General features: G+C 31.5%; 16 protein-coding genes and 1 pseudogene. All 17 read left to right on the top strand.

Going from position 1 to position 19,396, the window contains the following annotated elements; genetic code table 11:
• Positions 1-127: pseudogene (locus KI686_RS13845) on the top strand (GDP-L-fucose synthase); the annotation flags it as partial.
• A gap of 100 nt (positions 128-227) precedes the next feature.
• Positions 228-578, top strand: a complete 351-nt coding sequence (locus KI686_RS13840; protein ID WP_237589917.1) for a four helix bundle protein — start codon at positions 228-230, stop codon at positions 576-578.
• Between the two features lie 153 nt (positions 579-731).
• Entirely contained in the window at positions 732-1,859 is a 1,128-nt protein-coding gene (gmd, locus tag KI686_RS13835) for a GDP-mannose 4,6-dehydratase (RefSeq protein ID WP_237589916.1), read from the top strand.
• Positions 1,860-1,991: 132 nt separating this feature from the next.
• Positions 1,992-3,284: an oligosaccharide flippase family protein gene (locus KI686_RS13830; RefSeq protein WP_237589915.1), complete on the top strand. Its 1,293-nt coding sequence runs from the start codon at positions 1,992-1,994 to the stop codon at positions 3,282-3,284.
• Positions 3,275-4,609 (top strand): O-antigen polymerase, encoded by a 1,335-nt coding sequence (locus KI686_RS13825; protein WP_237589914.1) that lies wholly within the window; start codon positions 3,275-3,277, stop codon positions 4,607-4,609. Before KI686_RS13830 ends, KI686_RS13825 begins: the two co-directional genes overlap by 10 nt.
• A gap of 1 nt (position 4,610) precedes the next feature.
• Entirely contained in the window at positions 4,611-5,714 is a 1,104-nt protein-coding gene (locus tag KI686_RS13820) for a glycosyltransferase family 4 protein (RefSeq protein ID WP_237589913.1), read from the top strand.
• On the top strand, positions 5,714-6,289 hold the full coding sequence (locus KI686_RS13815) for a CatB-related O-acetyltransferase (RefSeq protein ID WP_237589912.1): 576 nt from the start codon (positions 5,714-5,716) through the stop codon (positions 6,287-6,289). Before KI686_RS13820 ends, KI686_RS13815 begins: the two co-directional genes overlap by 1 nt.
• Positions 6,290-6,319: 30 nt before the next feature.
• A complete protein-coding gene (locus KI686_RS13810; protein WP_237589911.1) occupies positions 6,320-7,456 on the top strand; it encodes a polysaccharide pyruvyl transferase family protein in 1,137 nt (378 codons plus the stop codon).
• Positions 7,456-8,025, top strand: a complete 570-nt coding sequence (locus KI686_RS13805; protein WP_237589910.1) for a putative colanic acid biosynthesis acetyltransferase — start codon at positions 7,456-7,458, stop codon at positions 8,023-8,025. Before KI686_RS13810 ends, KI686_RS13805 begins: the two co-directional genes overlap by 1 nt.
• Positions 8,025-8,927: a glycosyltransferase family 2 protein gene (locus KI686_RS13800; protein WP_237589909.1), complete on the top strand. Its 903-nt coding sequence runs from the start codon at positions 8,025-8,027 to the stop codon at positions 8,925-8,927. The genes KI686_RS13805 and KI686_RS13800 overlap by 1 nt, the downstream gene beginning before the upstream one ends.
• Before the next feature lie 12 nt (positions 8,928-8,939).
• On the top strand, positions 8,940-9,707 hold the full coding sequence (locus KI686_RS13795) for a glycosyltransferase family 2 protein (protein ID WP_237589908.1): 768 nt from the start codon (positions 8,940-8,942) through the stop codon (positions 9,705-9,707).
• Between the two features lie 43 nt (positions 9,708-9,750).
• Entirely contained in the window at positions 9,751-11,142 is a 1,392-nt protein-coding gene (locus tag KI686_RS13790; RefSeq protein WP_262914004.1) for an undecaprenyl-phosphate glucose phosphotransferase, read from the top strand.
• Positions 11,143-11,194: 52 nt separating this feature from the next.
• Positions 11,195-11,953, top strand: a complete 759-nt coding sequence (locus tag KI686_RS13785) for a polysaccharide biosynthesis/export family protein (protein ID WP_237589906.1) — start codon at positions 11,195-11,197, stop codon at positions 11,951-11,953.
• A 17-nt stretch (positions 11,954-11,970) separates the two neighbouring features.
• Complete coding sequence (locus KI686_RS13780) at positions 11,971-14,295, top strand: GumC family protein (RefSeq protein ID WP_237589905.1); 2,325 nt, start codon at positions 11,971-11,973, stop codon at positions 14,293-14,295.
• A 443-nt stretch (positions 14,296-14,738) separates the two neighbouring features.
• Positions 14,739-15,632: a TRAP transporter substrate-binding protein gene (locus KI686_RS13775; protein ID WP_306665757.1), complete on the top strand. Its 894-nt coding sequence runs from the start codon at positions 14,739-14,741 to the stop codon at positions 15,630-15,632.
• Complete coding sequence (locus KI686_RS13770) at positions 15,629-16,099, top strand: TRAP transporter small permease (RefSeq protein ID WP_237589903.1); 471 nt, start codon at positions 15,629-15,631, stop codon at positions 16,097-16,099. The genes KI686_RS13775 and KI686_RS13770 overlap by 4 nt, the downstream gene beginning before the upstream one ends.
• A 5-nt stretch (positions 16,100-16,104) precedes the next feature.
• Positions 16,105-17,403, top strand: a complete 1,299-nt coding sequence (locus KI686_RS13765) for a TRAP transporter large permease (RefSeq protein ID WP_237589902.1) — start codon at positions 16,105-16,107, stop codon at positions 17,401-17,403.
• The last annotated feature ends 1,993 nt before the right edge of the window (positions 17,404-19,396 follow it).

Genomic DNA, 19,396 nt, shown 5'->3' with positions numbered 1-19,396 from the left:
GTTAATGGATGTATCTAAAATGAAAGCCATCGGTTGGGAGTATAAAACAGAATTGCAAGAAGGTATAGAAAAGACCTATGAATGGTTTTTAAATAATATAGATACCATCAAACAGGTAAAAATGTAAAAGGAGAGACCGATGACCGAGGTTCGATGTTCAAAGAACGAGAGTCGAAAATAGATGGTCGAAAGTCAAAAAAATCGTAAACGAAAAAGAAAAGAAAAAAATGGAATGTCAATTAGAAGTATGGAAGCTAGCGCATCAACTTACGTTGAATGTTTATAAGGTTTCTAATGCTTTCCCTTCTTCCGAACGATATGGTTTAACCAGTCAGATAAGAAGAAGTTCAAGTAGTGTTCCAACAAATATTATAGAGGGAAATGGTAGGCAGTATCGAAAAGAGTTTATTCAATTTTTATATATTGCAAAAGGGGCTTTAGAAGAGGTGAATTATCAGTTGTTTTTGGCAAAGGATTTAACTTATATAACAGAAAAAGAATATGGAGTTTTAAATGAATTATGTATAAGAATAAAAATGATGTTGTATAAATTAATCAAGTCTTTAAGGCAAAAGTAAAAAGGAAACAGTAAAATCGAAACAAGATCATCGAAATCCGACCATCTACTCTCGAACAATGACCATCGAAATACGAATAACGATCATCGAATATCGAACAACGAAACACAAAAATCGGAAATCGAAAAAACAAATAAGCATAAAAAATTTAACATGAAGGTTGCATTAATTACAGGAATCACAGGACAAGATGGATCTTATTTAGCGGAATTACTATTAGAAAAAGGTTACATGGTACATGGTGTTAAAAGAAGAGCTTCTTTATTTAATACAGACAGAATAGATCATTTATACCAAGATCCACATGATCCAGATCAAAGATTAAAGTTACATTACGGAGATTTAACAGATTCTATGAATCTAACAAGAATCATCCAAGAATGTCAACCTGATGAGATTTACAATTTAGGTGCAATGTCTCACGTAGCAGTTTCTTTTGATACACCAGAATATGTAGGAAATGTAGACGGATTAGGAACCTTAAGAATTTTAGAAGCGGTACGTATTTTAGGATTAGAGAAAAAGACAAGAATTTATCAAGCATCAACTTCAGAATTATTTGGAGGTATGCCAGAGAATAAAAATGAGCGAGGATTTTATGATGAGAACTCACCATTATATCCACGTTCACCATACGGAGTAGCAAAGATTTACGGATTTTGGATTACAAAGAATTACCGTGAAGCTTATGATATGTTTGCATGTAACGGATTGTTGTTCAATCATGAGTCACCAAGAAGAGGAGAAACTTTTGTAACAAGAAAGATTACAAGAGCGGTTGCAAAAATAGCCTTAGGATTACAAGAAAAAGTGTATTTAGGGAATTTAGAAGCAAAACGAGATTGGGGTCATGCAAAAGATTATGTACGTATGATGTGGATGATTTTACAGGCAGATAAAGCAGAAGATTGGGTAATTGCAACAGGAGTAACTACTACAGTAAGAGATTTTGTACGTATGGCTTTTGCAGAAGTAGGAATTGAATTAGAATTTAAAGGAGAAGGAGTAGATGAGAAAGCTTATGTAGTTGCTTGTACTAAAGAAGAATTTCAAGTAGAAATAGGTAAAGAAGTCTTGTCTGTAGATCCAACTTATTTCCGTCCAACAGAAGTAGATTTATTGATAGGAGATCCAACTAAAGCAAAAGAAAAGTTAGGATGGACCCCAGAATATGAGTTAAAAGATTTGGTAAAAGATATGATGCAAGGAGATGTTGCTTTAATGAAAAAAGATGTAGATTTGCTTAATGCTGGTCACGAAATTTTAAAGCAGGTAGAGTAAGTTTTGAGGATATAAATTAAATCTGTGATTTTTTTAAATTAATATTGTTTTGTATATAAGTAAAAGTTTTTAATAAAAAGTAATATGATATATTTTAACTAAAAAATGAGGAATTCATCGACAAACTTTTTTTTGAATAAAGTCAAAAGTAATAAATTACTTCAAGATTCTTTTTGGGCAATATTTGGTAATATATTGTCTAAAGGGTTAAGTTTGTTGTCAGGAGTTTTGGTAGCAAGATTTTTGGGAAGTGAAGTTTTTGGGCAATTTGGTATTATTAAGAACACATTGATGACTAGTGCTATTTTTGCAACATTTGGTCTTGGTTATACAGCTACTAAATATGTAGCTGAAAATAAAACTAAAAAGAATGAATATTTGGGTATTGTTTTAAAATATTCTCAATTAATAACATTTGGGTTTAGTTTCATTCTAGCTTTTTTAGTGTTTATTTTTTCTAATTATTTTGCGAAAAATATTTTGGATGAAATTGAACTTTCTTTACCCTTAAAAGTAGCTGCTATATATATAGTTTTTAATGCAGTAAATACAACTCAAATAGGTATTATATCTGGATATGGTGGTTTTAAAAAAATGACTAAAATTAACTTCTATGTTGGGGTTTTTACTTTCATTATAACTACAATTTTATCTTACTTTTTTACATTGTATGGAGCTTTGATATCATTAATTTTATCTCAAATTTTTAACTGGTTTCTCAACTATAAATTAATTAATAATTATAAGAAAGAATATAAAAATGTTACAAACAGTGTGGTTTTTTCAAGAAAAATTTTTCAAGAAATTTTGATATTTTCACTTCCTATAGCTTTACAAGAAGCAATTTATTCAATTTCTTCTTGGGGTGTAAATATAATATTAGTAACATTTGCTACTTTTAGTGAGGTAGGGGTCTATTCAGCTGCAATGCAATGGAATGTAATAATTCTTTTTATTCCTGCAATATTAAGGAATGTTATTTTATCACACTTTTCTGAAAATACAAATAACGAAAAACAGAAAAATAAAATTTTAAAAAGAATTGTGCTATTTAATTTTCTGATAACATTTATTCCTTACATTTTAATAGTTGTATTTTCAGGTTTTATTTCAGGTTTTTATGGGACGTCTTTTAGTAGAATGGGAGATGTATTACCAGTACTAGTATTATCATCTGTTTTTTTAAGCATGAGTAATGTTTATACACAAGCATATCTTTCATCTTCTAGAAATTGGGAAATGTTATTTTTAAGAATTTTTAGAGATTTAGGTATTTTAATTGTTTGTTATATGATGGTATCTAATAATTTTAAAAACCTACCTTCTTCTGTGCTTGTGGCTCTAGGTATTGTGGTCCTTAATTTTTTGTTTTTTATTATTATGGCTTTAAATTATCATACTAAAATATTTCTTAAATGGAAGTAGTATTATTATTAATCAGTACTATTATTCTTATTTCTCTTTTGAAACAAAGATTAAAACAAATAAAAAAGACAAATACTCTAACGATTTTTGATGGCTTGTTTTTTGGAGGTTTATTTTTTACATTTTTACCACTTTTTTATTCTTTTATTATTGGTAAAATATCAATTTTAGATATTTTAATTTTCAATCCATATATAGATACAGATTTACTTTTATATATTTTATCAGCAAATATAGTATTTGGTATATCAGCAAATTTAATTAAATTTAAGAATAGACTAATTGAAAAAGATTTTATAATATCTAAATTTGAACAAGATTTTTTTATTGGGGTATTGGTTTTTTATGTTTTATCATTAACAATTATTTTTTTAAGTTCTGGTAAATTAAATGGTGGATCACATTGGTATAGGGCAAATGCAGATGTCTTTGCTAGAGGGCCATTATATGTTTTATTAGGACAATTTCATAATGTTGGAAGAGTGTTTTTACCAGGAATATGTTTATATTTTCAGTTAGTTTATCTGAAAAAAGGTCTAGTTTTTAAACCACATTTTTATGTTGCAGGAATATTAATAATAATGGAGTTAATAATGTCAGGTAATCGAATAGTTATTCTTTTCTTTGTATTCTCAATTGCAATTCCTTTTTTGTTATATGGTTATTACAAAAAAATGTTGATAATGATTTTATTTTGTCTTCCTCTAATAACTGTTGCTAAGTTTTGGCCTATGGTTAGGGGAATGATTTGGGCTGAAGAGGTTTCAATGAGTAGGTTTTCTGAAGTAATTAGTATTGCTTATGAAAATGAAATTGAATCTGAAGATTCATCTGATCCTATATTGGTTATTACAGAGGGGTCTAATATTGCAGCATTAAAATATGTAACAGATAATTACCCTTCAAATAAAGATTTTACATTTGGAGATACTATGATCTTTAAAGCTATTGGAGCATTAATACCGAAAAGTATTTGGAAAGATAAACCAGGAGGTGTGGGGCATGAAGCTGGTGAATCAGTTGCAAGTGGAGTCTCTTTATATTTGAACGTAACTCTCTTAGGGGATGCTTGGGCAAATTTTGGTTGGTTTGGTATTTTATATATAGTTTTCCTACTGTTTATTCTTCAAAATTTGATTTCCTTTTTTTGTAGTAACTATATTAAATATGTGTCAGCTTTGGCGTTTATGGTTGCCGTGGCATCTTGGAGGTTTGAATTCTCTTTTTATTTTATTAGTTTATATACAATGTTAATATTTATATTTATATTTAAAATAAAAATATTAACATATATTTTTAAGAGTTTAAAACGAAATTTTTTTTGATATGAAATTGCTAATAGTATACCATTACATTGCTCATTATAGACTACCAATATTTAAAGAGTTAAAAACATCTAAAAAAATAGATGTTAATATAGCTGCAGGTATAGATACAGAAGCTAATATTAAAGTAGTACAACCTGATGAATTAGGTTATGAAGTTTTAAAAAATAAATGGCTTTTTAATAAAAAAATACTATGGCAGTCTGGATTGCTGAAATTAATTTTTAGAAGATATGATTATTATATTTTTTTAGGAAATCCATATTTTTTATCTACCTGGTTTTCGATGATTTTGTGTAAAATTATGGGTAAAAAGACATCAATTTGGGCACATGGGGTTACATTCGATTTGTCAAAAGGAAAAAAAATAATTTTAAAAACATTTTGGAGTTTCTGTGATAAAATATATGTATATGGGCATTATGCAAAAAATAAAATGATATCATATGGAGTTAATGCAGAAAAGATTATTGTAATTTATAATTCTTTAGATTATAAAAATCAAATTAAAATTAGAAATAATTTTGTGAAAAGTAATTTATATACAGATTACTTTAAGAATTCAGACCCAGTATTAATTTTTACTGGAAGGCTTACTAAAATTAAAAAATTACATCAAATTTTAGAGGCAATGAAAATATTAAAAGATAAAAATATTTTTTGTAATTTAATTTTTATTGGAGATGGAGAAGAAAGAGAAAGGTTAGAAAAATTAGTACAAGAATTATCATTAGGTAACAGAGTTTGGTTTTATGGGGCTTGTTATGATGATGATCTAATTGGAGATTTTTTTATGAATGCTAATGTTTGTGTAGCGCCAGGTAATGTGGGATTAACTGCAATGCATTCTTTAGTATTTGGGGTTCCGATAATTACACATTCTTCTTTTGAAGCGCAAATGCCAGAGTTTGAAGCGATAGAAGATAAGGTAACTGGTAGTTTTTTTGAAAAAGATAATGTTAGAGACTTAGCAGAGAAAATTAAGTATTGGTTGTTAATGGATAAAGAACAAATTAAAAAACATAGAGAAGAGTGTTTTAAGGTTATAGATGAAAAATACAACCCAGTGACTCAAAGACAAATTTTAGAAAAATCTTTACAGTAATGAAGATATTAATAAAAGTATTATACAAAGACATAAAAATGTTTTTTGTAAGAAAAAAGTTTAAGTTAAATAAAAATAATATTCATAAAACTTTTTATGTAGCTAAAGGAGTTAGTTTAGCTTCTGATTTAAAAGCAGGAGCTTTTTCATATATAGGAACTAATAGCCGTATTTATCCAAAAGTAGAAATAGGAGATTATACGATGATTGCCGGTGATGTTAGAATTGTAGGGGGAGATCATACTTATGATACTCCTGGTTTACCGATTATATTTTGTGACAGGGGTATTGTTAATAAAACTATTATAGGTAAAGATGTTTGGGTAGGGGCTAATTCAATTATTATGACAGGTGTAAGAATAGGAAATGGATCAATTGTTGCGGCTGGCTCTATCGTAACAAAAGATGTAGCACCTTATTCTATTGTTGCTGGAGCACCTGCAAAAGTTATAAAAAAAAGATTTAGTGAAGATCAAATTGAAATTCACGAAAAAATGTTAATGAAAAAAATTGAAGAATTAAATCTAGGTGAAAAAGATTTATGTGCTAATAGGCCAAAAGCTTCTTCTAACTAAAATATTTTTAAAACTTAAAAAAAATATAAAATGAAAATAGGAGTAATTACAATACTAAATGTAAATAATTATGGCGCAGAATTACAGGCTTCTGCTTTAAATATGAAATTAAGAGATTTGGGCTATGATAATGAAATTATCAATTATTTATATTATAAGCACAAAGATTATAAAGCAGAAAAAAAGTCGAAACCTATTGTTAAAATAGATTTTATAACCAACCTAAAAGGGATTGTTTTAAAATGGATTGACAAATACAATAAACTAACTCATGCAGAGAATACTAGAATAAGAAAAGAACGGTTTGACAAGTTTCATGCAGATAACACGAACATTTCAAAAACGTATAAAAGTATTTCTGAATTATACAATGCAAATTTAGATTATGATGTTTTTATAGTAGGAAGTGATCAGGTATGGAATCCTAATACAAGAACCTCTATAGAGCCTTATTTTTTAACCTTTGCTCCTAAAGATAAAAAAAGAATATCTTTTGCATCAAGTTTTGGGGTAGGGAGTTTGAATAAAGATTTTTACCCTACTTATAAAAAATGTTTTGAAAGCATCGATTCTATTTCATGTAGAGAAAGTTCTGGAGTTGATTTAATCAAAGAAATTACCGGTAGAACTGCGACACAAGTGGTAGACCCTACGCTTTTATTGACCAAATCTGAATGGGAAGAAAAAATGGTGCCTTATCAGACAGAGGAACCATATATTTTAATGTATATATTAACCTATTCTCCTTACATTACAAATTTGGCATTAGAGATCCAAAAAGAAACTGGCTATAAAATTATAAGAGCATGTTTTAATTCTGTGAATGTAGAAAAGGATCCTTCTATTTTAAATATTGTAGATGCAGGACCATCGGAATTTTTAGGTTTATATGCAGGAGCCTCTTTTGTTTTAACAAACTCTTTTCATGGATCTGTTTTTTCACTAATATTTCAAAAACCTTTTTACACAATTGCACCTGCCTCAAAAAGCAACAATGCTAGGCAAGAAAATTTATTAAAGATGGTGAATTTAGAGCATAGGTTGATTAAAGAAAATAGTCCTTATCCAAAAGATTTTATGAATATTAATTTTGATTTTTCAGCAAAAGAGTTGGAAAAAGAAAGACAAAATTCAATTCAATTTTTAGAAGATTCAATAAATGCTTAATGCAACAGCTGAAAATGGACCACAAAGAATTAAATAATACAAATACAAGGCATAAATTTTCAAAGAAAAATAAAATTAAAAGAGGGGTATGGAATATCCTTTCAATAATATTGTTTAGACCTTTTAAATTGCGTTTATTTAAAAAATGGCGTGTTTTTGTTCTTAGAATGTTTGGAGCCAAAGTAAGTTGGAAAGCGATGGTAAATGCAGATGTAAAAATTTGGGCACCTTGGAATTTAGTAATGGGAGATTATGCTTGTTTAGGACCTAAAGTAGATTGCTATAATCAAGGGTTAATTACTATTAAAGACAATGCTACGATATCTCAAAAGACCTATTTGTGTGCTTCAAGTCATGATTATACCAAAAAATCACACCCCCTTTTCTTAGCTCCAATAGTAATCGAAAAAAAGGTATGGGTAGCTGCTGGGGCATTTATTGGACCTGGAGTAACGGTGGGTGAAGGAGCTGTTGTAGGTGCAAAAGCCGCTGTTTTTAAAAATGTAGAAGCATGGTCGGTTGTAGGTGGAAACCCTGCTAAATTTATAAAGAAAAGAAATTTAGAATAATGAATAAGGCAAATACCATATCGGTAATTATACTTACCTATAATGAGGAACAACACATTGCTAGATGCATCAATTCATTAAAAGGTTTTGTAGATGAAGTGTATGTAGTAGATTCTTATAGCAAAGACAATACAGTGGCTATTGCAGAAAATTTAGGAGCCAAAGTGTTTCAGAATAAGTGGGTAAATTATGCTACTCAGTTCAACTGGGGGCTAGAAAATTGCAATATCACTACAGATTGGGTATGGCGTATAGATGCCGATGAATATGCCAATGAAACTTTAATAGCCAATTTAAGCAAACAATTGCCGAGTGTATCTGAAGAAGTTACGGGCATTTACGTGCGAAGAGGGATTGTTTTTTTGGGGAGGTTATTAAAACATGGTACTTGGGCACCTCGTTGGAATTTAAAAATTTTTAGACATAAAATAGGGAGTTGTGAGAATCGTTGGATGGATGAACACATCATCTTAAAACATGGAGAAACGATACAAATAGAAGGTTGTCAAATTGATGCCAATTTAAATGATTTTACTTGGTGGACAGACAAACATAATCATTATGCAACCAGAGAAATGGTAGATATGCTTAGTATCAAATACAGTTTAGGTTCACAAAAAGAGGTGGAGTCTAATATTTTTGGTACTAGTGAACAGCGTAAACGATTTATGAAACTAAAATATGCAAACATACCTTTATTTATCCGTCCTTTTCTTAACTTTGTCTATCGCTATATCTTTAGATTTGGTTTTTTAGATGGAAAACAAGGCTTTATATGGCATGTGTTACAAGGATTTTGGTATCGTTTTCTAGTGGATGCCAAATTATATGAATTAAACAGACGTTTTAATAAGGATGATAAGGCTATTAAAGAGTATATCAAAAAGACCTATTTTAATTAGAAGAAGTAGAATATGAAAATATCCATTATTACCATTGTATATAACAATGCCAATTGTATAGAAAGCTGTATTCAGTCTGTTTTAAGTCAGACCTATAAAGATATCGAGCATATTATTATTGATGGTGGATCTACGGATGGTACCCAAAAAATAATCAACCCTTACATACCGCAATTGGGGTATTACCTTTCTGAAAAAGACAAAGGCCTGTACAATGCCTTAAATAAAGGAATAAAGGCGGCAACAGGAGATGTCATTGGTATTTTGCATTCGGATGATTTATTTTATGAATCAACTTCGGTAGCAAAAATAGCCAATGCTTTTACCAGCTCTGATGCTGATTTATTGTATGCCAATGGCATGTATGTAGAAAGAGACAACATTAAAGAAGTAAAAAGAATCTACAAAGCCAAACCCTATCAAAAACGCTTTTTAAATTTTGGTTGGATTCCTTTACACACCACCATTTATGTGAAAAAGGAAGTGTTTAAAGATTATGGTTTGTACGATGAATCTTATAGAATAGCCAGTGATTATGACATTTCTTTAAGATGGTTTAAAGAGATGAACATAAAAAAATACTTTTTGAACGATTGGGTAGTTACCATGCGATTGGGTGGTAAAAGTACCACAGCCAGTTTGCAAAAGAAAAAATCTAGTGAAGACTTCATAATTATAAAAAAGCACAAATTATTAGGATATGTCACGTTGTTTTTTAAAATTGCCAGAAAAATACCTCAGTATTTGATTCCTAAAATAGTACCCGTAAAAACAACATAAAAAATAAGAATTGCTACAATTTCCCCTAAAAAGAATTTAAAAAATGTTTAAGCCAAAAAATAAGAAAATCTCCTTGATCTTACTAACAGTAGATTTGGTACTACTGTTAAGCTGTTTTATTATTGCAAAGTTACTAATGTTCAACTTACTGATTTCTTTTAAACTAGAGTTTGTATTGTTGTTTTTATCTTGGTCTTTGTTGTGGGCCATTATTGGTTTAAAACTAGGTTTGTATGATGTACCAAGAATTATACAAATGCACAAAGTAGTGACAAAAAACTTAAAAGCCTTTTTGGTTTTCTTTTTTATCAGTACTGGTTTGTTTTTCATCATCACAGAATACGAATTTTCTAGAACTTTTGTTTTATTAGTGTTATTAGGTTTTGTAATCAGCATGACGGCTTGGCGAATGGCAGCCATGTATTGGTTAAAAAGCACCCGACGAAAAGGGAATAGAAGCAGTAGCATTGTTATTATTGGGATGAATGAAAACGTTACCAAGCTGATAGAAAAAATATATAAGAACAAAAGTTATGGTTTTCAAATAAAAGGAATACTTACGGATGCGAAGGTTACCGACGATTTTAAAGATTTTTACAAGGGAAAATTGTCTGAAGTGACTGCTTTTTTAGACGATCACAAAGTAGATGAAATCATCATCAGTTTGCCTTATACCCAGAGTAAGTTGATCAATGATTTGTTTCGTTACGCAGACAATAACATGATTCGTGTAAGAATTATTCCAGAGTTTTCGGAATATTTATCGCAAGTATTTACCATCAATTACATACAGAACATTCCTGTGATGAAATTGAGAAACGAGCCTTTAAACAAATTGTCTAACCGAGTAATCAAAAGAGTTTTTGACATTGTGTTTTCTCTAGGAGTAGTTGTTTTAATTTTTTCATGGTTATTCCCGATCATTGCTATTATTATTAAGTTAACGAGTAAAGGGCCAGTGTTTTTTAAACAATTAAGAACGGGTAAAGATGATGAGCCTTTTCAGTGTTTAAAGTTTAGAAGCATGGTGGTCAACGAAGAAAGTGATGCAAAACAAGCTACTAAAGGCGACAAAAGAGTCACACCTTTCGGAGCCTTTATGCGTAGAACCAGTATTGATGAGTTGCCACAGATTTTAAATGTACTGTTTAACAACATGTCTTTGGTAGGCCCAAGACCCCACATGTTAAAACATACCGAAGAATACCGTGTGTTGGTAGACAAGTTTATGGTACGTCATTTTGCAAAACCTGGGGTAACGGGTTGGGCACAAATAAATGGCTACCGAGGAGAAACTAAAGAAGTGAGTGATATGGCAAATAGGGCAGAAGCGGATATTTGGTATTTAGAAAACTGGAGTTTTATGTTGGATATAAAGATTATCTTTAATACTGCATTTTCCATGTTTTTTAAGAAAGATGAAAATGCTTTTTAATGTCCTGAAGAAGAACCAAAGAATAATCAAAATCAAAAAAAAACAAAAAAAGATGAAGAATTTACAGATCAGTTGGATTGTATTGATAACTTTATTAATGACCTCTTGTGTATCCAAGCAAAAAATGGTGTATTTTGGGGATAAAGAAAGTTTACAAGTTGATGCGGTTTTACAGGAGTATGAGACAACCATACAAAAAGATGACATGCTTACCATCAATGTATCTGCAACTAATTCTGAGGCTGTATTGCCTTTTAATATTTATGAAACACCTGTGATGGGAAACTCTCTAGCTAATATAGAGCCTTTGCCTTATTTGGTGAATGCCAAAGGAGAAATTAACTTTCCAATTCTGGGGAGCTTAAAAGTAGAAGGGATGACCAATAATCAATTGAGTGTCTATCTAATTGATAAATTAAAAGAATATCTTTCGGATCCGATTGTAACTATAAGAACCACTAATTTTAAGGTTACGGTACTTGGTGAAGTAAATAAACCTGGGGCATTTACCATACCTAATCAAAGAATTACGGTACTAGAGGCTATTGGTTTGGCTGGAGATTTGACCATCAAGGGAAATCGAAAAAACATTACCTTAGTTAGAGAAATAAATGGAAAACGTACATTAATACCAATTGATTTAACAAATCGAGAATTATTCAATGCGCCTTATTTTTATTTAGCACAAAATGATGTCATTTATGTAGAGCCCAACAAGGCACAAATCAACTCATCGGTAGTAGGAGCCAATACGAGTGTTATATTTTCAGCGATATCATCTTTATTATCCATCATTGCCATTTTATTTTAAAAAAAGATTTCTAAACTATGCAACAAGAATTTAACAATGTCTTTGAAGAAGACGAAACAATCAACATAAGGGCTATATTAGAAAAATATTTGTATTATTGGAAATGGTTTGTGGTAACTATAGTAATAGCAATTATTATAGCCTTTTTATATTTACGCTATACACCCAATCAATATCAAGTAGCGACTACTATTTTAATAGACGATGAAGATAGTGGAGGTCTGTCTAATGAATTGACAGCTTTTGAAGATTTAGCTATGATGGGAAATGATAAAAAATCCATAGAAAATGAAATCGGGATTTTAAAATCGTATTCTCTAATGGAAACGGTAGTAAAAGATTTAGGCATCAATATCACATTTTACAAAGAAGGCAATGTTAGAGATGTAGAGATTTATGATGAGCAACCACCTTATAAGGTGGTGTTCGCAGAAAAAGAAACAGTATTAGATTTAGATGAAACTTTTACGATTGTTCCGATATCATCTGCGCAATTTCAAATGACATTAGGAGAAAGTGTTGTTTCAACACATGTTTTTGGAGAAAATATCAGTACGGAGTTTGGAGATATTACCATTACTCCCAGAGATGAAACTTTACTACACAAAGAAGAGGGAATAAAAGTTAAGATAACACCTATAAAAAAGGTGGTTAGTAATTTAAGAAGTGGATTGGGAGTTAGTATAAAATATGACAAGTCCAGTATTGTAGAATTGAGTTTGACTGCGGAAAATAGGGAAAAAGCAAAAGCCATTTTAAATAGATTGGTGGTACAATACAATGAAAATGCAGTAGCTGATAAAAACATGGTAGGAAACAATACCAAAAATTTTATCAATGAGCGTTTGGCAGTGATTGAAAAAGATTTATCGGATGTAGATAAGGGGGTAGAAGATTTTAAGGCAACCAACAGTTTAACGGATATTTCTTCGGTAGCTTCTTTGGCATTAAATAACAATGCCGAGCTGGAAAAGAAAATTGTATCAATCAATACCCAATTGCGTTTGACGGATTATGTAATGGATTATATTACGGAAAATAAAGACAATTTAATTCCTTCTAATTTGGGGTTAAATGATGGATCTGTGAGTGCCAATAGTACCCAATACAACGAATTGATTTTAGAACGCAACCGAATTTTAAAAGGGTCCAGTGATAAAAACCCAGTAGTACAAAATTTAAATTCTCAAATTACACAATTACGTGCGAGCATATACCAAGGGTTGGTCAATTTAAAATCTTCTTTAGAAATTTCTCTAAATGATGCCAAAAAAGCTGAGCAAATAGCGAATACTAAAATGACTTCTGTACCCAAACAAGAAAGACAGTTTAGAGACATACAAAGACAGCAAGAAATTATAGAAACCTTGTATTTGTATTTATTGCAAAAAAGAGAAGAAAATGCCATTTCAATGTCTTTAAATGTAGCCAATGCCAAATTGATTGATACCGCACAAGCAGGAGATCTACCTGTGAGCCCAAAACGTAAATTAGTTTATATTGTAGCTTTTGTATTAGGGTTGGCAATACCTTTTGGAATTATTTATCTGATATTTTTATTAGACAATAAGGTACAGAATGTAAAAGAAGTAGAAGCGGTGGTAAAAGCACCATTTTTAGGGGAGATACCAAGGGCTAGTGATAGTAAAAAAGTGGTGGTAAACAAAGATGACAGAAGCGGTATTGCAGAATCTTTTAGAATGTTGCGTACCAATTTAGATTTTATGCTTTCCGGGAATAAAACAAAAGGAAAAACTATTTTTGTAACTTCTACCTTACCAGGAGAAGGTAAGACTTTTATTGCGGTAAATATGGCCTCTGTATTGGCACTTTCTAATAAAAAAGTATTGTTAATAGGAGCAGACATTAGAAAACCACGTTTAGAAGATTATTTAGGTAAAAAACTTGGTAAAGGAATTACGCATTACCTAACAGACAGTTCTATAAAAGTCTCAGAATTGATAGAGCCTTTAGACGATTTAAGATTTGATGTACTGCATTCTGGAATCATTGCTCCAAACCCATCGGAATTGTTAAGCAATGGGCGTTTTGAAGAAATCTTAGCCTATGGGAAAGAGCATTATGATGTTGTAATAGTTGATACAGCTCCTATAAAATTAGTGACGGATACAATGGTAATTGGTAAAAATGCAGACTTATTTATTTATACCGTAAGAGCCAATTATTCTGACAAACGCTTGTTAGAAATACCGGCCAAATTGTATCAAGACAAACGTTTGCCAAACATGTCTATCATCTTAAATGATGTAGATGTAGAGAGAGGCTACGGTTATGGTTATGGTTATGGTTACGGTTATGGTTACGGCCAAGGAGAATCGTAATAAAATACTTTATAATATATTTTAAAGAAACCCTGTTTGATAGAAACAGGGTTTTTTTATGCAGATTATTTTTACAGAACGTTTTCTTTACGCCTTTTTAAGCATTTAAAGACTTGATAATTGTTTAAAAAGAATCCATTGTTTTCAGCCTTTTTAAGAGGAATCATTTTTATAGTGAAAAAACCTTAAAATGGGGATTATGTGATACACAATGGATATTATTTTATATAACAAACCTGCAATGATTTTCTAGATTTACATTTCTAAAGCACGTAGTAGTAATAGTATATAACCTACGTTACAATGATCGATTCTTTAAAGAATCAAGAAATATAAATCTGTACAAAATGATTAAAAAGAGTCCTTTTTTTACCAGTTTCCTGATACTCACTTTCTTTTTTTTAATAGGATGTAAGACAGAGAAAACAGTAAAAGTTTTAAAGTTGGCCCACGCTTTAGATACCCAACATCCGGTGCACAAAGCCATGGTTATTTTGGGCGAAAAATTAAAAGAACACTCCAATGGGCAACTGCTTGTAACTATTTATCCGAGTAGTCAATTAGGAGGAGAAAGAGAATGTTTAGAGTTGTTACAGATAGGTAGTTTAGACATTACCAAAGTATCTGCGGCGGTTTTAGAAAATTTTATTCCAGAATACAAAGTGTTTAGTGTGCCTTATATGTTTAGAGACAAAGCACATTTTTTTAATGTTTTTGACAGTAGTATTGGAGAAGAACTGTTGTTAAAAGGAGAAAAATTTAGATTAAGGGGGCTTACTTTTTACGATGCAGGAAGTAGAAGTTTTTACATGAAAGAAAACCCTGTAAAAACACCTTTAGATTTAAAAGGGAAAAAAATAAGAGTACAAAAAAGCAATATGGCCATTGCCATGGTCAATGATTTGGGAGGATCGCCTACTCCTATTTCTTGGGGAGAATTGTACACCGCTTTGCAACAAGGAGTGGTAGACGGTGCAGAAAATAATCCTCCAAGTTTTTATTCTTCTAAACACTACGAAGTTTGTAAGTATTTTTCTTTAGATGAGCATACTTCCATCCCCGATGTTTTATTAATAGGTAAAGATACTTGGAGTCGTTTGAATGAAGAGGAAAGAGGCTGGTTAAAAAAAGCAGTAGCAGAAAGTACAAAGGTACAAAGACAATTATGGGCCGAATCTGAAAAGGCTTCTTTAGAAGCTGTAAAAAATGCGGGAGTTGAGGTCTATTATCCAGATAAAAAAGCATTTGAAGCACAAACACAAGGAATATTAGAGCTGTTTAAAGAAGATGAAGAAATGAATCGATTGATCAACGCAATAAAAAATTTACACGAATGAGAGCAAAAATAGATACCCTATTAGAAAAGTTGATGCTGCTTATTTTAGCAGTGATGTTACTTAGTGTGGTTTGGCAAGTGTTTTCTAGATTTGTCTTAAAATCGCCGAGTACCATTACAGATGAAATTTCTAGTTTTTCTTTAATCTGGATAGGCTTACTAGGGGCTGCGTATGCTACAGGGAAGCATTTACACCTAGCCATCGATTTAATACCAGAGCACATTGTAAATAAAAAACAAGGTTTGTTTGATGGTATTGTTTACCTATCTACGTTTGTGTTTGCTTTTATTGTAATGGTGATAGGAGGAATCAGATTGTGCCAATTGAGTTTTCTATTCGGCCAAACCTCTGCTACCTTAGAAATTCCGTTAGGACTTGTTTATTTGGTAGTACCTATTTCTGGTAGCTTAATTTGCTATTATACCATAGACACATTAATTTTAAAAAAAAACGCACATAAAGCATAAAAGAGATGAATTTAGTAGAAGTATTAATTTTAGTAACTAGCTTTTTAATTTTTTTATCTTTAAGGGTACCCATAGCTTATGCGGTGGGTTTAGCCGCTTTATTAACCTTATTAAGTGCAATGCCATTTTTACCAACGGTAACTACTTTGGCACAAAGAATGGCCACTTCTTTAGATAGTTTTACGCTTTCTGCAATTCCCTTTTTTATTTTAGCAGGACAAATAATGAATCGAGGAGGTATTGCGGTACGGTTGATTAATTTTGCAAAAGCAATTGTAGGGCCACTACCAGGTGGTTTGGCCTTTGTAAACATTATTTCTTGCATGTTGTTCGGAGCCATTTCTGGTTCTGCCGTAGCAGCAGCCTCTGCCATTGGTGGTTTTATGAATCCGATGATGGAAAAAGATGGATACGACAAATCGTTTAGTGCGGCCGTAAACATTACCAGTGCTACTACCGGATTAATTATTCCGCCAAGCAATGTGTTAATTGTATATTCTTTGGCAAGTGGAGGTGTGTCTATCGCCGCTTTGTTTATTGCTGGATATGTACCAGGTTTATTAATGGGGTTAGCGTTAATGATAATTGCGCTGATATACTCGATCATTAAAAAATACCCAACAGATAAATTGGTTTCTTTTAAAGAATTTATAAAACGATTTGTAGCTGCTTTTCCGAGTTTAATGTTATTGGTAGTAGTGATTGGTGGGATTGTAGCCGGAATTTTTACCGCTACAGAAGCCTCTGCCATTGCCGTAGTATATACCTTGGTTTTGGGTTTTGTGTATAAAGAAATAAGGGTAAAAGATCTTTCGCCAATATTGATAGAAACCATTAAAACATCTGCTATTGTATTGTTTTTAATAGCCACTTCTATCGCCATGTCTTGGGTAATGAGTTATGAAAACATACCGCAAGAAATTAGCAATACTTTATTGGCAATTAGTGACAATCCAATAGTTATTTTAATCATTATCAATTTAATTTTATTGTTTGTAGGTGTATTTATGGACATTACTCCGGCAGTATTGATTTTTACACCGATTTTTTTACCTATTGTAACGGAGTTAGGAATGAACCCGATACATTTTGGAATTATAATGATTATGAATTTATGTATTGGTCTTTGTACACCACCTGTGGGCTCTGTGCTTTTTGTTGGGTGTAGTGTGGCAGAATTAAAAATACAACAAGTAATTAAACCATTACTGCCTTTGTTTTTAATGATGATAGGCGTCTTGCTGTTAATTACTTACTTTCCGGAATTAACTTTATGGTTACCTAGAACATTTGATTTGATGTAACTTTTTATTTGTAATTGATTTTTGGGGCAAACTCAATGCATCTTGTATAAGATGTGTTGGGTTTTCTTTATTGGTTGTTTTGTTATTGGTGATCACTGAAAAGTAACAATGGGAATACTAAAATTTGATGAACAGAACGGTGATCGAGCGATGGTTACATAGCAGAGTCGAAGTAAGCCGAAGTAAGTCGAGATTTTGTAATGAACATTAAATACAGCTTCTCGACTTCGCTCGAAGACCGCTACTTTATGTTATTAAGGATAAGAATGATATGTTTTTGCTTTTTAAATAGAATCCTGAGTTAAAAATGTATTCTGACAAATTTATCTCAAAACTACGGTGATCGAGCGAAGTCGAGATCCAGTAACTAAATATTAGCACTACTTCTCGACTCCGCTCGAAGACCGCTTCTTAATTATATTCAGAGATTATTATTGACTATTCTTGAAGACCAATTATAATAAACAAGAACAAAAACTCGAAACAACTACGGTGATCGAGCGGTGGTTACAGAGCGGAGTCGAAGTAAGTCGAGATCTTAGAGTTAAATACTAAAACTTTAAATAAGATGTCTCGAATACCTCAACATGACATTAAGAAGGTTTGATTGTTTTTTTGATAGATAATTGCTGTATTTGCTTCTCGACTCCGCTCGAAGACCGCTTTTTTATGTTATTAGGGATAAGAATGATATGTTTTTGCTTTTTAAATAGAATTCTAAATTAATAATGTGTTCTAACAAATTTAACTGAAAACTACGGTGATCGAGCGATGGTTACAGAGCGGAGTCGAAGTAAGTCGAGATCTTAGAGTTAAATACTAAATCTCTAAATAAGATGTCTCGAGTACCTCGACATGACATTTGGAGGTTTGATTGTTTTTTTAATAGATAATTACTGTATTTGCTTCTCGACTCCGCTCGAAGACCGCTTCTCTATGCTATCAAGGATAAGGATGATATGTTTTTCTTTTTAATTGTAATCCTAAATTAATAATGTATTCTAACAAATTTACCTCAAAACAACGGTGATCGAGCGGAGTCGAGATCTTGTAATGAAGATTAAACATTACTTCTCGACTCCGCTCGAAGACCACTTCTTAATTATACTCAGAGATTATTATTGACTATTCTTGAAGGCCAATTATAATAAACAAGAACAAAAACTCGAAACAACTACGGTGATCGAGCGGTGGTTACATAGCGGTGGTTGCAGAGCGGAGTCGAAGTAAGCCGAAGTAAGTCGAGATCTTGTAATGAGCACTAAGTACAGCTTCTCGACTCCGCTCGAAGACCACTTCTTAATTATACTCAGAGATTATTATTGACTATTCTTGAAGGCCAATTATAATAAGCAAAAAACAAAAACTCGAAACAACTACGGTGATCGAGCGGTGGTTGCTGAGCGGAGTCGAAGTAAGTCGAGATCTTGTAATTATACTAAACCTTTAAATAAGATGTCTCGAATACCTCTATATGACATTTTGAGGTTTGATTTTTTTTTGATAGATAATTGCTGTATTTGCTTCTCGACTCCGCTCGAAGACCGTTTCTTTATGCTATTAAGGATAAAAATGATACCTTTTTGCTTTTTAAATAGAATTCTAAATTAATAATGTGTTCTAACAAATTTACTTTAAAACAAGGGTGATCGAGCGGTGGTTGCTGAGCGGAGTCTAAGTAAGCCGAAGTAAGTCGAGATCTTGTAATGAAGATTAAATCTTGCTTCTCGACTTCGCTCGAAGACCGCGCTTCTTAATTGTACTCAGAGGTTATTATTGACTATTCTTGAAGACCAATTATAATAAACAAAAACAAAAACTCGAAACAACCACCGCTCGAAGACCGTTTCTCTATGCTATCAAGGATAAAAATGAGATGTTTTTCTTTTTAAATAGTTAGGTGTTATATAGGAGGGTAAAAGGAAGGCATAAAAAAACAGCTGTAGCATAAATATATGCTACAGCTGAAATTATATTGATAATATTAAAAATA

The organism is Polaribacter sargassicola, assembly GCF_021991835.1.
Lineage (GTDB): Bacteria > Bacteroidota > Bacteroidia > Flavobacteriales > Flavobacteriaceae > Polaribacter > Polaribacter sargassicola.
The sequence above is the reverse complement of the archived record's forward strand: the minus strand, read 5'-3'. Positions and strand labels throughout refer to the sequence as shown.

Excerpts from the sequence above, each read along its gene's own strand:
- KI686_RS13840 (WP_237589917.1), top strand. The coding sequence starts at position 228 with ATGGAATGTCAATTAGAAGTATGGAAGCTAGCGCATCAACTTACGTTG.
- KI686_RS13805 (WP_237589910.1), top strand. The coding sequence starts at position 7,456 with ATGCAACAGCTGAAAATGGACCACAAAGAATTAAATAATACAAATACA.
- KI686_RS13825 (WP_237589914.1), top strand. The coding sequence starts at position 3,275 with ATGGAAGTAGTATTATTATTAATCAGTACTATTATTCTTATTTCTCTT.
- KI686_RS13785 (WP_237589906.1), top strand. The coding sequence starts at position 11,195 with ATGAAGAATTTACAGATCAGTTGGATTGTATTGATAACTTTATTAATG.
- gmd (WP_237589916.1), top strand. The coding sequence starts at position 732 with ATGAAGGTTGCATTAATTACAGGAATCACAGGACAAGATGGATCTTAT.
- KI686_RS13795 (WP_237589908.1), top strand. The coding sequence starts at position 8,940 with ATGAAAATATCCATTATTACCATTGTATATAACAATGCCAATTGTATA.
- KI686_RS13790 (WP_262914004.1), top strand. The coding sequence starts at position 9,751 with ATGTTTAAGCCAAAAAATAAGAAAATCTCCTTGATCTTACTAACAGTA.
- KI686_RS13800 (WP_237589909.1), top strand. The coding sequence starts at position 8,025 with ATGAATAAGGCAAATACCATATCGGTAATTATACTTACCTATAATGAG.
- KI686_RS13770 (WP_237589903.1), top strand. The coding sequence starts at position 15,629 with ATGAGAGCAAAAATAGATACCCTATTAGAAAAGTTGATGCTGCTTATT.
- KI686_RS13765 (WP_237589902.1), top strand. The coding sequence starts at position 16,105 with ATGAATTTAGTAGAAGTATTAATTTTAGTAACTAGCTTTTTAATTTTT.
- KI686_RS13780 (WP_237589905.1), top strand. The coding sequence starts at position 11,971 with ATGCAACAAGAATTTAACAATGTCTTTGAAGAAGACGAAACAATCAAC.
- KI686_RS13810 (WP_237589911.1), top strand. The coding sequence starts at position 6,320 with ATGAAAATAGGAGTAATTACAATACTAAATGTAAATAATTATGGCGCA.
- KI686_RS13820 (WP_237589913.1), top strand. The coding sequence starts at position 4,611 with ATGAAATTGCTAATAGTATACCATTACATTGCTCATTATAGACTACCA.
- KI686_RS13815 (WP_237589912.1), top strand. The coding sequence starts at position 5,714 with ATGAAGATATTAATAAAAGTATTATACAAAGACATAAAAATGTTTTTT.